A 14622-nucleotide genomic window follows, 5' to 3' on the forward strand; every position below is an offset into this window, starting at 1 on the left:
CAGCGAAAATAGAAGTATTGAACTCACGATTAACATCACGGGGCTTTTCCTAGAAGCTCGCGTATAACATAAAAGAACTTTTTAATGGCAGACCAGACTTTTCTAAATGAAGTAAGCGATAGACGAACCTTCGCAATCATCTCCCACCCTGACGCTGGTAAAACAACGATCACTGAGAAACTATTATTACTAGGGCAGCTAATCCAGACAGCGGGCTCAGTAAAAGGCAGAAAAGGCGACAAACACGCCACATCAGACTGGATGGCAATGGAGAAACAGCGTGGTATCTCGATTACCTCTTCTGTGATGCAGTTTCCTTATAGAGATCGTACGGTTAACTTGCTAGACACACCTGGACACGAAGACTTCTCTGAAGATACGTACCGAACGTTAACCGCTGTAGATTCTGTATTGATGATTATCGATGGGGCTAAGGGGGTAGAGGATCGCACGATCAAGTTGATGGATGTCTGTCGTCTAAGAGATACGCCTATTTTAACTTTCATCAATAAGATGGACCGGGATATTCGTGATCCGATTGATTTGTTGGATGAAGTGGAAGAAGTGCTGAAAATCGCAGCGGCACCGATCACATGGCCTATCGGCATGAGTGATTTCTTTAAAGGGGTTTATAACCTTTATACCGATACTATTCATGTGTTTGTTCGCGGGCGTGGTCATACTTTGATGGATGATATTCGCATAGAAGGTTTAGAGTCCGACGAAGCGAAAGAGTTACTTGGTGATGATTGGGCTGCTTACATGGATGAGATTGAACTTGTTCGTGGTGCAAGCCATGAGTTTGACCATGACGCGTATTTGGCTGGTGAATTAACGCCTGTGTTCTTTGGTACCGCATTGTCTAACTTTGGTGTTCGCGAAATGCTAGATGGCTTTGTTAAGTGGGCCCCAGCACCGATTGACCGCGAAACAAACTCCCGTAAAGTGGAAGCGAAAGAAGAGAAATTCTCTGGCTTTATCTTTAAAATCCAAGCCAACATGGACCCTAAGCACCGTGACCGTATTGCGTTCATGCGAGTGTGTTCAGGGACCTATAGTCGCGGCATGAAAATGCGCCATTGCCGTATTGGTAAAGATATCAAAGTGACGGATGCGGTGTCTTTCACTGCCGGTGATCGTGAAGGTGTTGAAGAAGCATTTTCTGGCGATATTATAGGTTTGCATAACCATGGCACAATTCAAATAGGTGATACTTTTACAGAAGGTGAGGATTTGAAATTCACCGGTATCCCTCACTTTGCCCCAGAATTGTTTCGCCGTGTACGCTTGAAAGACCCGATGAAAATGAAAGCGCTACAAAAAGGTTTGCAGCAACTTTCTGAAGAAGGTTCTACTCAGCTATTTATGCCGCAGCGTAATAATGAGCTGATTGTTGGTGCCGTAGGTCAGTTGCAATATGAAGTGGTGGCTTACCGTTTAAAAGACGAATACAAAGTTGAGTGCATTTACGAGCCAGTTAACGTTAATACCGCTCGCTGGGTTGAATGTGACGATGCGAAGAAGTTTGAAGAATTTAAGAACAAATGTCGTGATAATTTGGCGATTGATGGTGGAGGCCATTTAACCTATTTGGCGCCAACGCGAGTAAATCTGATGATGGCGGAAGAGAAATGGCCTCAGGTACGTTTCCGTTCTACTCGTGAACATTGATCTATACTTGACTAAATTACTCGGATAAGCGGATAATTCATTTATCGAAATGGTTTTAGTGGTATTGAGATGAGCATGGTTGAATCGATTGATCCTATCGAGTTTACAGACGCAGCAGCGGCGAAGTTGCAATCTTTGATTGAAGAAGAAGAGAACGATCGACTCATGTTGCGAGTTTATGTAACAGGTGGCGGTTGCTCTGGCTTTCAGTATGGTTTTACATTTGATGAAGATCATCAAGAAGACGATACCGAGGTGCAGCGTAACGGAGTGACTTTAGTTGTTGACCCGTTAAGCTTCCAATATTTAGTTGGCTCAGAAGTAGACTATAAAGAAAATTTAGAAGGCTCACGTTTTGTGGTGCAGAACCCTAATGCTACATCGACTTGTGGTTGTGGTGCGAGTTTTAGTGTTTAGTTCTAATATTTAGTTACTGAAACCCTTCAAACCTCTGGTTTGAAGGGTTTTTTATTGGCTGGTGTTTTTAATTAAGCTTTGGTGTAGAGGTTGGATGCTTGTCTGGCGCTTTCTTCTGCGCTGTTAATGTTGCCTTCAAGGGTTCTGTAGTGACCGACAAAGAGTAGACCTATTTTATTATCCCCTAATACTATAGGTGTTAGCGTGTTGTTCTTTGCTCGCCAAATTCTTAAGCCAAACATCTGTTTTGGCATCGAGTTTTCTTCTGCTAACCGGCTTTGATTAACATGAGCATAGAGGGCTGATAGCTGGTCCGGCTCACCGTCTTGATCAATCAAGATGTGGTGATGTTTAATTTGTTGGTCCAAAAATTCTGGTGGGTATGGTGTTCTTAGGAGCGGTAGAGCGTTTTCTTTAGGGAGCGAATGAAAAAGTTCTAGTGTTTCCGGTGAGCCGTTATGTGGCGATAAAAGTAGAGTCATCTCTACTGGAATTCCGTATGACGGTTTGACAGGTATGTGGAAAATGAGTTGCTTTGCGGGTGGCCGTCGATGAATCTCTGGCGCCATGTATCCCGCTGTCTTATTGTTTTTGTTCGCGTGTATTGGTGGCACCTGCAAGAATAAGCGCCATTCTTTTTTGTCTAAATCGAGCTCTTCTGGCGAGTGAACGTGAAACTTAGCTTCAAATATGTGGCTGAGTACGTGCTCAATAAGGTTGGCGAATATGCTGGTTGATGCTGTGAGGGATTCTTTGCTTTGACTGTCTAAGTATATTTCTTTTACTTGGTGCGCGGCAGAGCTTAGGTCAACCGAGTCTTGGTTGCTGGTTATAGGGCGATATTTGACCCGAGAAATGATCTTTTTCTCGTTCGGTTGATTGGATGCTCGATTGAGCGCCTCTATAAACAGCATAATACGACTCCTTGATTAGCTATCAAGAGTATCGGCCATATAGTTGAAGAGTTTAGAGATAGTCTGTTTTTTGTTCAAAAAAGACTATCTCATGGTGTATTTAGCGAAGAAGATTCGAAAGCTTTGGGTTTGGCTCTAAAGCTGCACGGTAAAAAAGCGCTACTTTGCCAATAGTTTGAACTGTTTCGCATTTCATTATTTTACTGATTTCTGCAATAAGAGCTGTACGAACTTCGCGATCGGCGATGCTAATACGTACTTTGATAAGCTCGTGATCTTCTAATGCGCGATCTACTTCAGTTAATACGGTTTCAGTTAAACCGTTGCCCGCAATCATAACCACAGGATTAAGTGCGTGGCCGATTAGGCGATATTGCTTTTTTTGGGCGTTTGTAAGACTCATAGTTAAATTTTCTCATATTAGTTGACCCTCTTTATTGGAGGCTTAAGAGGTTAAGCGATATTATAGCGGAATATTGACTAATTTAGGTATGATGAAAACGTGGCAAGATCAAAAAGTAGTAATAATTGGATGAAGGAACATTTTGACGATCCATATGTCAAAAAGTCCCAACAAGATGGTTATCGCTCTAGAGCGAGTTATAAGCTGATAGAGATTAACGATAAAGACAAGTTATTCAAACCCGCTATGCGAGTTGTTGATCTTGGTGCAGCTCCTGGTGGTTGGTCGCAAGTGGCTGCAAAGCTTGTTGGGGATCATGGAACGATTGTGGCTTCCGATATATTGGAAATGGCACCCTTGCCGGGCGTGCGTTTTGTTCAGGGGGATTTTACTGAGCAGGAAGTGTACGAAGCTATTTTATCTGAAATTGGAGATGAAAAAGCAGATCTTGTAATTTCAGATATGGCCCCCAATATGAGTGGTAACAGTTCTTCTGATCAGCCACAAGCTATGTATCTTGTAGAACTTGCTTTGGATATGGCGGCACAAGTGTTGCGTCCCGGTGGAAATTTTCTGGTGAAAGTGTTTCAAGGTGAAGGGTTTGAAGAATACCTGAAAACCATGCGGGCTCAGTTTGGGTCAGTAGTAACACGTAAACCAGAGGCATCGCGAGCAAGAAGTCGTGAAGTTTACTTATTAGGAAGACAATATAAAGGTTAATGGGATATGTTCTGGTATGATTGCCAGATACATTTTAAATAACCGTTTAGAGGTGTGCTCTTGAACGATATGCTGAAAAATATACTGTTGTGGTTGGTAATAGCTGCTGTACTGCTAACTGTATTTAATAATTTTAATACGACATCTGATACGAATCGAATTTCATACTCTGAGTTTGTGAAAGAAGTTCAGGATGGGCGTGTTGCCAAAGTAATGGTCGATAACTCTACTATCAGTGGTACTCGAACAAGTGGCGATACCTTTGATACAGTGCGTCCAGCTGCAGCTGATCCAAAAATTATGGATGACTTGTTGAGAAACAATGTAATTGTTGAAGGGCGTATGCCTGAGCAGCAAAGCATTTGGACTCAATTGCTTGTTGCCAGTTTTCCTATTCTTCTTATTCTTGCCATTTTTATGTTCTTTATGCGCCAAATGCAAGGCGGTGGCGGCGGTAAAGGCGGTCCTATGTCTTTTGGTAAGTCCAAAGCGCGCCTTTTGCCTGAAGATCAGATTAAAACGACTTTCGCGGATGTGGCGGGTTGTGATGAAGCGAAAGAAGATACTGAAGAACTTGTCGATTTTTTAAGAGAGCCAAGTAAGTTTCAGCGTCTTGGTGGCAAAATTCCACGCGGTATTTTGATGTGTGGCCCTCCAGGTACTGGTAAAACTTTGCTGGCAAAAGCCATTGCCGGTGAAGCTAAGGTGCCATTTTTTACTATTTCAGGTTCTGATTTCGTTGAAATGTTTGTTGGTGTTGGTGCTTCTCGTGTTCGTGATATGTTCGAACAAGCTAAAAAGCACGCACCTTGTATTATCTTTATCGATGAAATTGATGCTGTAGGTCGTAACCGTGGTTCCGGTATGGGTGGCGGTAATGATGAGCGTGAGCAGACATTGAACCAGCTGTTGGTTGAGATGGATGGTTTCGAAGGTAACGAAGGTATTATTGTTATTGCTGCGACAAACCGTCCAGATGTATTGGATCCAGCTTTGCTTCGTCCTGGTCGTTTTGACCGTCAAGTGCAAGTAGGTTTGCCGGACATTCGTGGCCGTGAACAAATTCTAAAGGTGCATTTGCGTAAAGTGCCTTGCGATGATGATGTTGAGCCAAAAAACATTGCTCGTGGTACGCCTGGTTTTTCTGGTGCAGATTTAGCTAACCTGATAAATGAAGCAGCATTATTTGCAGCCCGCTCTAATCGTCGATTAGTGAATATGGAGTTGCTTGAGTTAGCCAAAGATAAAATCCTCATGGGTGCTGAACGTAAGACCATGGTGATGAGTGATAAGGAAAAACTAAACACGGCATACCATGAAGCAGGTCATACAATTATTGGTTACTTGATGCCTGAACATGATCCTGTTTATAAAGTGTCTATTATTCCTCGTGGTCGCGCTTTAGGTGTCACCATGTATCTTCCTGAGGAAGATAAGTACAGCATTAGTAAACGTGGTCTTGAAAGTCAGGTTTGTAGTTTGTATGGCGGTCGTATTGCTGAAGAAATGATCCATGGTTTTGATGGTGTTTCTACTGGTGCTTCAAATGATATTGAGCGTGCTACGAGTATTGCTCGTAACATGGTTACTAAATGGGGCTTGTCTGAAAAACTAGGACCATTTGCGTACGAAGAAGACGATAACAGTGGCAGCTTTATTACTGGACCTACAGGCAGCAAGTCGAACTACTTCTCGCCTGAAACTGGTAAAATCATTGATGCTGAGGTTCAGGATATTATTAGTCGTTGCTACGAAAAAGCGACCACTATATTAGTTGAAAATCGTCCTAAGCTGGATGTTATGGCGGAAGCTTTGATGCAGTATGAAACGATTGATGCTAAGCAAATTAAAGAAATCATGGACGGGAAAAAGCCTTCAGCGCCTGAGGGGTGGTCTGACCCAGGGGCTAAAACTCCAAAAGCAGAAGATGCTGATCACGTAGATGATACTGTGGTTGCTTCATCTGATGATGTGAAAGCTGATGATAATACTGATGCGGCTTCTGGTCAGGTGTCACCTAAATCTACAGGTGAATGATTTCGAATAGTGTTTTTTGATGTGGTTTTTTCATGTCGTTAATGTCATTTGGGGATAAGTCGTTAGACTTATCCCTTCCTCATGTTATGGGGATATTAAATATTACCCCAGATTCTTTTTCTGATGGTGGCGCTTTTAATTCACTGGAAGCGGCATTGCGTCAGTCTGAATTAATGATTCAAGAAGGCGCTAGCATTATTGATGTTGGTGGCGAATCTACGCGTCCAGGTGCTAAGGCGGTATCGACTCAGCAAGAGATGGACCGTGTCTTACCTATTGTTGAAGCAATCAAAAAGCGTTTTGATATCATTGTGTCCGTTGATACTAGTACTCCTGATGTTATTCGAAGTGCTTCTGCTGTTGGTATGGGGCTGATTAATGATGTTAGGGCTCTGGAGCGAGAAGGGGCTTTGCAGGCATCTGCTGAAACTGATTTGCCCATATGTTTAATGCACATGAAAGGTGTGCCCGAAACGATGCAAGAGCAACCGGATTATGCCTCCGTAGTGGATGATGTAGTGGGCTATTTGATGTCGAGGGTTGCTGCGTGTGAGTTAGCTGGAATTGATCGTTCTCGACTTATTTTGGACCCAGGTATTGGGTTTGGAAAGACGCTTTCGCATAATTTATCTTTATTGAATCATACTGATGCCTTCAGATCATTAGGCTTTGAAGTGTTGATGGGGCTTTCTAGGAAGACCATGATAGGTGATGTGTTGGGGAATCCGGTTGAAGAGCGACTTTTTGGTACTATGGGTGCAAATGCTTCAGCTTACCTTAAAGGTGCACGTATATTTAGAGTTCACGATGTTAGGCCGCATGTAGAAATGTTGGCGTTAATGTCTCGTATTGAGGGAGCGGTTTGATGCGTAAGTATTTTGGTACAGATGGAATTCGAGGGAAGGTTGGTACAGCGCCTATAACACCAGAGTTTATGTTGAAGTTGGGTTGGGCAGCGGGCCAGGTTTTTAAAGAGCACGATAAAAAAATTCTGATCGGCAAGGATACTCGTATTTCTGGTTATATGTTTGAGTCCGCACTTGAGTCTGGGATTGTGGCTGCTGGAGCAGATGTGCGTCTGGTTGGACCAATGCCAACACCTGCAATTGCCTATTTGACGCGAACGTTTCGTGCCAGTGCTGGTATTGTGATTAGCGCCTCTCATAACCCTTATACAGACAATGGAATTAAGTTCTTTTCCGCTGAAGGCGGCAAGATTTCTGACGAAATCGAAGAGCGTATAGAGTATTTCCTAGAGCAGCCGATGGAGGTTGTTGAATCTAGTCTAATCGGTCGAGCTAAGCGTATTGATGACGCTGCGGGTCGTTATATTGAGTATTGTAAAGGCACCTTTCCTATTGGGCTGCAGCTTAGTGGCTTAAAAATCGTTGTCGATTGTGCTGACGGCGCAACTTATCATGTTGCTCCCCGGGTTTTTTCTGAATTGGGTGCTGACGTTATTCCAATTGGTATTAACCCTGATGGGTTAAATATTAATGAATTCTGTGGTGCAACTAAGCCTGAGTTATTGCGTAAGAATGTTTTAGCTGAAGAGGCGGATTTAGGTATTGCTCTGGATGGTGATGGTGACCGTTTGATACTGGTGGACCGCCATGGTGTGGTGCGTGATGGGGATGATATCTTGTATATTATCGCTAATCATCTGATGCGTACCGGTCGATTCAGTGGTGGTGTTGTAGGTACTTTAATGAGTAACTTCGGCCTGGAGTTGGCATTTTCTGAAACAGGTATTGGCTTTAGTCGAGCAGCTGTTGGTGATCGTTATGTGAACGAAAAACTAATGCAGCATGGTTGGGTGTTAGGTGGTGAACCTTCTGGCCATATTGTATGTCGCTCTATCACTACAACGGGTGACGGTATTATTGCGGCCTTGCAGGTTCTTCGTGCAATGGTTGAAGAGGATAAGGCGCTTGATGAATTGCTCGTGGGCTTGGTTAAATTTCCTCAAAAGCTAAAAAATATTCGTGTCGCTAAGCGTTTTATTCCAAATGAAGAGCCAGCTTTGCAAAAAGCTATCGCGGTTGCTAATGAACGTTTGAATGGCCTTGGTCGAGTATTACTAAGGGCTTCTGGTACAGAGCCTTTGATTCGAGTCATGGTAGAAGGGCGAGATGATGAAACAGTTGATGAGTTAGTTGAATATCTTGTTGACGAAGTGAATGCGGTTGTTGAGTCAAAAAGCAGAGTGTAAAGTGATTTTTAAATTGAAAAAATAAATACTTGAAACCAAAGCGCCCATTCCATAGAATGGGCGCCTCGAATTTAGGGGTTAGAATATGATTCGTCAAAAGATAGTCGCTGGTAACTGGAAAATGAATGGCTCTAAAGAGAGCGTTTCTTCACTTGTTAATGGCTTACTTGAGATGGAGAATTCTGGCTCTGAAGTAGTTATTGCTCCTTCATTTCCTTATTTATCTCAGGTTGACGGTCTTATTTCTGGAAGCCGTATTGTTTTGGCTGCTCAGAACGCGAGTCAAGAGGTAAAAGGCGCTTTTACTGGTGAAGTTTCGGCTTCTATGTTGAGTGACTTTGGAGTTAAGTACGTTTTGGTTGGGCATTCAGAGCGTCGTTCTCTTTATGGGGAGTCTGATGAATTGGTTGCTGCCAAAGTAAAAACGATCTTTGAATTTGGTCTGACTCCAATGTTGTGTATCGGCGAAACATTAGCTGAACGAGAGTCTGGCAAAACACTTGAAGTTTGTGAGCGTCAAATTCAAGCGGTTATTGATCTTGTTGGAATTTCTGCATTTGAGCAATTAGTTGTTGCTTATGAGCCAGTTTGGGCTATAGGAACAGGTCTATCAGCAAGTGCAGAGCAAGCTCAAGAAGTTCATCAGTCAATTAGAGCCTTTTTGGCTAAGTTGTCAGAGTCTGTTGCTGAAAAAGTTCAGATTTTGTATGGCGGAAGTGTTAAAGCATCAACCAGCTCGGCTTTGTTTCAAATGCCTGATGTAGATGGTGCTCTTGTCGGTGGTGCATCACTTGATGCAAAAGAATTTATCGCGATTGTAAAAACAGCAGGTTAATAGATGGAAGCACTTATTTTGGTTTTGCATGTACTAGCGGCGATATTGATTATCGCGTTGGTTTTGTTGCAGCAAGGCAAAGGTGCGGATGCCGGTGCCTCTTTTGGTGGCGGAGCATCCCAAACAGTATTTGGTAGTCAAGGTGGTGGTAGTTTCTTCGGAAAAATGACTGCAGTGTTTGCCTTGGTATTCTTTTTGACTAGCTTTGGCTTGGCGTTCTTTGCCAGTGAGCAGGCGAAAAGTGTTTCTGGTGCGCTTGATTTCGTTCCTTCAGCTCCTCAAGTTGAAGAAACAGTGGGTTTACCAGAGCTAGGTGAAAAGAATAAAACAAGTTCCGATCTTCCAGTTACTGAATAATAATTATATTTAGTTTCTGAAAGGTTTGAGTTGAAGCGTTAAGAGAGAGTTTTGCGGATGTGGCGGAATTGGTAGACGCGCCACCTTGAGGGGGTGGTGAGCTATGCTCGTGGGGGTTCGAGTCCCCCCATCCGCACCAATATTGAATTGATGTCGTGTTTTGTGTATGATGTCGGAATATTGATGCAGAGTAATCTGGTTTGTTGGAAGTGTTATGTTTTTCTTTCGCTTTCTTACGGTTTTCCTATTTTAGGTATCCGCACCAGTTTGTTCTTAGAGTATTTAGTGTCAGGATTGACAACCTTCTTTCTGAAGGCTGCTCTCTCAATTAGTTTTGATGAGAGTGCTAAGAACCCCTATATGGGGTTTTTTGTTATCTGTACTGCTGCACTAAGTTTTTAATGTAAATGGGCCTTGAGCCCGTTTTTTGTTTCTGCGTTTTACAAAATTGGTTTTCGGAGAAAACGATTGTCAGCAAAATATACGATTTTAGAAGAACTTATTCGACCAGTCGTTGAAGGTTTAGGGTTTGAATTTTGGGGGATGGAGTATTTATCATTAGGTAAAGACTCTGTGCTTCGTATTTTTATTGAGACGGATGAAGAGAAAGGAATTGATGTCGAAGATTGCGCTCGTGTCAGCCGTCAGGTTAGTTCTATTCTAGATGTTGAAGACCCAATTACTGGGGAATATAACCTAGAAGTATCGTCACCAGGTTTAGATCGGCCTTTATTCAGTTTGGCTCAATATCAGGCTTATATCGGTTCTATTGTTTCTTTACGTTTACGTGTGCCTTTCGATGGCCGTCGTAAATTTAAGGGGCAACTAATGGGGATCGAAAGCGAAGATATTGTTATTCGTGTAGATCAAGAAGAATACTTATTGCCTATTGATTTGATCGATAAGGCAAATGTTGTTCCACAATTTTAACAATTAACCTTGAAGAGAGGCTAAAAGGATGAGCAAAGAAATTCTTTTGGTAGTAGAAGCCGTTTCCAACGAGAAAGATGTTCCGAAACAAGTTATTTTCGAAGCCGTTGAGATTGCTTTAGCTAGTGCTGCCAAACGCCGTTTTGAAGAAGACGCATTGATTCGTGTATCTATTGATCAACGTTCGGGCGATTACATAACTTACCGTCAATGGAACATTGTTGCGGATGAAGATTATTCTAATCCTGCTTTCGAATTAACAATTGATGATTCTGAAGAGCAAAATCTTGGCGTCGCTATTGGTGAGATTTACGAAGAAGAAGTTGAATCTGAAGTTTTTGGGCGTATTGCTGCACAAACAGCAAAGCAGGTTATTGTACAAAAAGTCCGTGAAGCTGAACGCGCAAAAATGGTTGCTTTGTACTCTGAGAAAGTGGGTAAACTTGTCCATGGTCAAGTGAAGAAAGTAACTCGAGATAGCTTGATTATTGATCTTGGTGAGAATGCAGAAGCATCATTGCCAAAAGATCAGTTGATCTCACGTGAAAGCTTCAGGATGAATGATCGAATTCGTGCTTTGTTGCTTGAGATTCGTGAAGACAGTCGTGGTGCACAGCTGATTTTATCTCGTAACGCACCTGCGTTTATGATTGAGCTGTTCCGCCTTGAAGTGCCAGAAATTTCAGAAGAAGTTATTGAAATTCGTAGCGCATCACGTGATCCAGGTTTGAGAGCTAAAATAGCGGTTAAGACGAATGACCGTCGTATTGACCCTATTGGTGCTTGCGTTGGTATGCGTGGCGCTCGAGTTCAGGCTGTTTCTAACGAAATGAATGGTGAGCGTGTTGATATCGTTCTTTGGGATGATAACCCAGCGCAATTGGTTATCAATGCTATGGCGCCAGCTGAAGTTGATTCTATTGTGATTGATGAAGATGCTCATTCTATGGATGTCGCAGTTAAGAGTGATAATTTAGCTCAGGCGATTGGCCGTAATGGGCAAAACGTTCGATTAGCCTCCGCTCTAACGGGATGGTCTTTGAATGTTATGACCAGTGAAGATGCTGAAGCGAAACAGCAAGAAGAATCGCAAAAGCTAATTGATATCTTTGTTACAGGGTTAGATATCGATGATGATTTAGCGATTCAGATGGTCGATGAGGGATTCACTTCTTTAGAAGAAGTGGCGTATATCCCAATGGAAGAAATGTTAGATATTGACGGATTTGATGAAGATTTAGTGAATGAACTTCGTTCACGAGCAAAAGAAGCTCTTTTGAATCAAGCACTTCAAGCAGAAGAACAATTAGATGATGCCAAACCTGCTGCTGACTTATTAGCAATGGATGGAATGGATAATCACCTTGCGTTGGTACTTGCCTCTATTGGGGTAATTTCAATGGAAGATTTGGCTGAACAATCAGTTGATGAATTGCTTGATGTTGAAGGTATGACAGAAGAGCGTGCAGCGAGTCTTATTTTGACAGCTCGTGCGCCTTGGTTTGCTGAATCTGAATAAAATCTGAGTACATAAGGGGGAACTTAATGACAGTTCAAACCGTAAAGATACTATCCGAATTGGTAAATACGCCAGTCGATAAGCTACTGGCTCAGATGAAAGACGCTGGTTTACCTCAAACAAGTGCGAGCCAAGAAGTCTCTGAAGTAGAAAAGCAAGCGCTATTGAATTACTTAAAGCGTCAGCATGGTGAAGAAGGCGATACAAGTCAGCGTATTACTTTGCAACGTAAAACCACAAGTACTTTGTCTCGTAGCGATGGCGGCAAAGCCGTTAATGTTGCTGTAAAGAAAAAACGTACCTATGTTAAGCGTGATGATGCAGATGAAGAAACTCAAAAGCAGGAAGAGTTGCTTGCGAAACGTCTTGCAGAAGAGCAAGAGCGTTTAGCAGCAGAAGAGCAAGCTCGTCTAGAAGCCGAGCGTAAGTTAGAAGAAGAGAAGGCAGCTAAAGCGAAGGCTGAAGCTGAAGTAAAAGCGCGTCAAGAAGCAGCAGCGAACCCTGCCGTAGCGGATGCTGGCGCGGTAAATGATACGGAGCAGTATGTTTCCGATATAGGAGCGGCAGAACCCGTGGAATCACCGAAGCAGCCAAAAACCCCGAAAAAAGTGTCTCAACCAGCAATGGACAGTAAAAAGTCGACTGTTGCACCTAAAGGCAAAAAGGGTCCAGTTAGACATGACAATGATAAAGATAAGCCTCGTGGTCGTGCTAACCCAGATAACAAGCGTTCACGTGTAAACGTGAATGACGAAGATGAATTTACTCGCCGCGGTAAGTTAGGTCGTAAGAATAAGAAGCCTACTAAACAAGAGCATGGTTTCCAGAAGCCTACTGCGAAGATGATTCATGAAGTAGCTTTGCCAGAAAGTATTACGGTTGCGGATCTTGCTGAAAAAATGGCAGTAAAAGGCGCAGAAGTAATTAAAATCATGTTTAAGATGGGCGCTATGGCGACCATTAACCAAACAATTGACCGTGATACAGCAACCTTGGTTGTTGAAGAGATGGGTCATACGGTTAAGTTCATCGACGAGAACGCAGTCGAGAATGACATGATCGAAGCGATTGACTACGAAGGTGAATCTATTAAACGTGCGCCTGTAGTCACTGTAATGGGCCACGTTGACCATGGTAAAACGTCATTGCTTGATTACATTCGTACTACTCGTGTTGCAGCGGGCGAGTCGGGTGGTATCACTCAGCATATTGGTGCTTATCACGTTGAAACGCCTCATGGCATGGTTAGCTTCTTGGACACACCTGGACACGCCGCGTTTACGTCTATGCGTGCTCGTGGTGCTAAAGCAACGGATATCGTTATCCTAGTTTGTGCTGCTGACGACGGCGTAATGCCGCAAACAATTGAGGCTATTCAGCACGCACGTGCTGGTAATGTTCCAATGGTTGTTGCTATCACCAAGATTGATAAAGAAGGTGCAGATATAGATCGTGTTAAAAACGAACTAGTTGCACAGGAAGTTGTGCCAGAAGAATGGGGCGGTGACGTTCAGTTTGTTGGTGTTTCAGCCAAATCTGGTGAAGGTATAGAAGAGTTACTAGAAGCGATTCTTTTGCAATCAGAAGTGCTTGAGCTTACCGCGGTGCCTAGTGCTCCTGGTAAAGGTGTTGTAGTTGAGGCTCGTCTTGATCGTGGCCGCGGTTCTGTTGCAACCTTGCTTGTTCAAAATGGTACCTTGAAAAAAGGTGACATTGTGTTGGCCGGTCTGCAAATGGGCCGAGTACGTGCTTTATTAGATGAAACGGGTAAGGCAATTAACTCTGCTGGTCCTTCTATTCCTGTTGAGATTCTTGGTCTTGATGGAACGCCTGAAGCGGGTGAAGAATTCATCGTTGTTGCTGATGAACGTAAAGCTCGTGAAGTAGCTAACTTCCGTCAAGGTAAATACCGTGAAGTACGTTTCGCTCGTCAGCATTCTGCTAAATTGGAGAATTTGTTCTCTGAAATGGGTAAAGATGAAGTTCGTACATTGAATGTGGTTCTTAAGGCAGATGTTCGTGGTTCTCTTGAGGCGTTGATTAAGTCTTTGACTGATCTAAACACTGACGAAGTAAAAGTGAATGTCGTTTCTAGCGGCGTTGGTGGTATCACTGAAACTGATGCGACTTTGGCTTTAGCTTCTGATGCCGTGATTTTTGGTTTCAATGTGCGTGCCGACAACTCTGCTAAGCAGTTTATTGAGCGTGAAAGTATCGATCTTCGTTACTACAGCATTATTTATAACATCATTGATGATGTTAAGTCTGCCTTGTCTGGCATGTTGTCTCCAGATCTTCGTGAGGACATCAAGGGTACTGCAGAAGTACGTGATGTATTCCGTTCGCCTAAGTTTGGTTTGATCGCTGGTTGTATGGTTATCGAAGGTACAGTTTACCGTAACAAGCAGATTCGTGTATTGCGCGATGATGTTGTTATTTATGAAGGTGAGCTTGAATCACTTCGTCGCTTTAAAGACGCTGTGAATGAAGTTAGCCGCGGTATGGAATGTGGTATCGGTGTGAAGAATTACAACGATGTCAAAGTAGGCGATAAGATCGAGGTTTTTGAAACCGTCGAAGTAGCGCGTACGCTTTAATAGGGCAAGA

General features: G+C 43.0%; 13 protein-coding genes and 1 tRNA gene. 12 read left to right on the top strand and 2 right to left on the bottom strand.

The features are described from left to right. Positions 1 to 84: 84 nt before the first annotated feature. The gene (locus JSY38_RS13360) at positions 85 to 1671 is read left to right on the top strand and encodes a peptide chain release factor 3 (protein ID WP_114410950.1); all 1587 of its coding nucleotides are present in this window, start codon (positions 85 to 87) and stop codon (positions 1669 to 1671) included. A gap of 69 nt (positions 1672 to 1740) precedes the next feature. Beyond that, positions 1741 to 2088 (top strand): iron-sulfur cluster insertion protein ErpA, encoded by a 348-nt coding sequence (gene erpA / locus JSY38_RS13365; protein ID WP_147270549.1) that lies wholly within the window; start codon positions 1741 to 1743, stop codon positions 2086 to 2088. A gap of 71 nt (positions 2089 to 2159) precedes the next feature. On the opposite strand, the gene JSY38_RS13370 is transcribed toward erpA, so the two are convergent. Both JSY38_RS13370 and JSY38_RS13375 read right to left on the bottom strand, forming a co-directional pair. Continuing rightward, positions 2160 to 3002, bottom strand: a complete 843-nt coding sequence (locus tag JSY38_RS13370) for a hypothetical protein (RefSeq protein WP_205113600.1) — start codon at positions 3000 to 3002, stop codon at positions 2160 to 2162. A gap of 100 nt (positions 3003 to 3102) precedes the next feature. Then, entirely contained in the window at positions 3103 to 3405 is a 303-nt protein-coding gene (locus JSY38_RS13375) for a YhbY family RNA-binding protein (protein WP_114410953.1), read from the bottom strand. Positions 3406 to 3504: 99 nt separating this feature from the next. On the opposite strand from JSY38_RS13375, the gene rlmE reads away from it, so the two are divergent. The 10 genes from rlmE to infB all read left to right on the top strand — a co-directional run bounded on the left by rlmE (position 3505) and on the right by infB (position 14612). Continuing rightward, positions 3505 to 4125, top strand: a complete 621-nt coding sequence (rlmE, locus tag JSY38_RS13380) for a 23S rRNA (uridine(2552)-2'-O)-methyltransferase RlmE (protein WP_114410954.1) — start codon at positions 3505 to 3507, stop codon at positions 4123 to 4125. 60 nt (positions 4126 to 4185) lie between these two features. Next, complete coding sequence (ftsH, locus tag JSY38_RS13385) at positions 4186 to 6162, top strand: ATP-dependent zinc metalloprotease FtsH (RefSeq protein WP_205113601.1); 1977 nt, start codon at positions 4186 to 4188, stop codon at positions 6160 to 6162. A 32-nt stretch (positions 6163 to 6194) separates the two neighbouring features. Continuing rightward, complete coding sequence (gene folP, locus JSY38_RS13390) at positions 6195 to 7028, top strand: dihydropteroate synthase (protein WP_205113602.1); 834 nt, start codon at positions 6195 to 6197, stop codon at positions 7026 to 7028. After that, positions 7028 to 8374, top strand: a complete 1347-nt coding sequence (glmM, locus tag JSY38_RS13395; RefSeq protein WP_114410956.1) for a phosphoglucosamine mutase — start codon at positions 7028 to 7030, stop codon at positions 8372 to 8374. The genes folP and glmM overlap by 1 nt, the downstream gene beginning before the upstream one ends. 85 nt (positions 8375 to 8459) lie before the next feature. Next, positions 8460 to 9209: a triose-phosphate isomerase gene (gene tpiA / locus JSY38_RS13400; protein ID WP_114410957.1), complete on the top strand. Its 750-nt coding sequence runs from the start codon at positions 8460 to 8462 to the stop codon at positions 9207 to 9209. A 3-nt stretch (positions 9210 to 9212) separates the two neighbouring features. Further along, on the top strand, positions 9213 to 9566 hold the full coding sequence (gene secG / locus JSY38_RS13405; RefSeq protein WP_114410958.1) for a preprotein translocase subunit SecG: 354 nt from the start codon (positions 9213 to 9215) through the stop codon (positions 9564 to 9566). Positions 9567 to 9619: 53 nt separating this feature from the next. Next, a tRNA-Leu gene (locus JSY38_RS13410) sits at positions 9620 to 9705 on the top strand. 329 nt (positions 9706 to 10034) lie between these two features. Further along, positions 10035 to 10496, top strand: coding sequence for a ribosome maturation factor RimP (gene rimP / locus JSY38_RS13415; RefSeq protein WP_114410959.1), 462 nt, complete (start codon positions 10035 to 10037; stop codon positions 10494 to 10496). Between the two features lie 28 nt (positions 10497 to 10524). Beyond that, on the top strand, positions 10525 to 12015 hold the full coding sequence (gene nusA, locus JSY38_RS13420) for a transcription termination factor NusA (protein WP_114410960.1): 1491 nt from the start codon (positions 10525 to 10527) through the stop codon (positions 12013 to 12015). 26 nt (positions 12016 to 12041) lie between these two features. Further along, the gene (gene infB / locus JSY38_RS13425; RefSeq protein WP_114410961.1) at positions 12042 to 14612 is read left to right on the top strand and encodes a translation initiation factor IF-2; all 2571 of its coding nucleotides are present in this window, start codon (positions 12042 to 12044) and stop codon (positions 14610 to 14612) included. Positions 14613 to 14622: the final 10 nt, after the last annotated feature.

This window comes from Marinomonas foliarum, from assembly GCF_016906065.1.
Taxonomy (GTDB): Bacteria; Pseudomonadota; Gammaproteobacteria; order Pseudomonadales; family Marinomonadaceae; genus Marinomonas; species Marinomonas foliarum.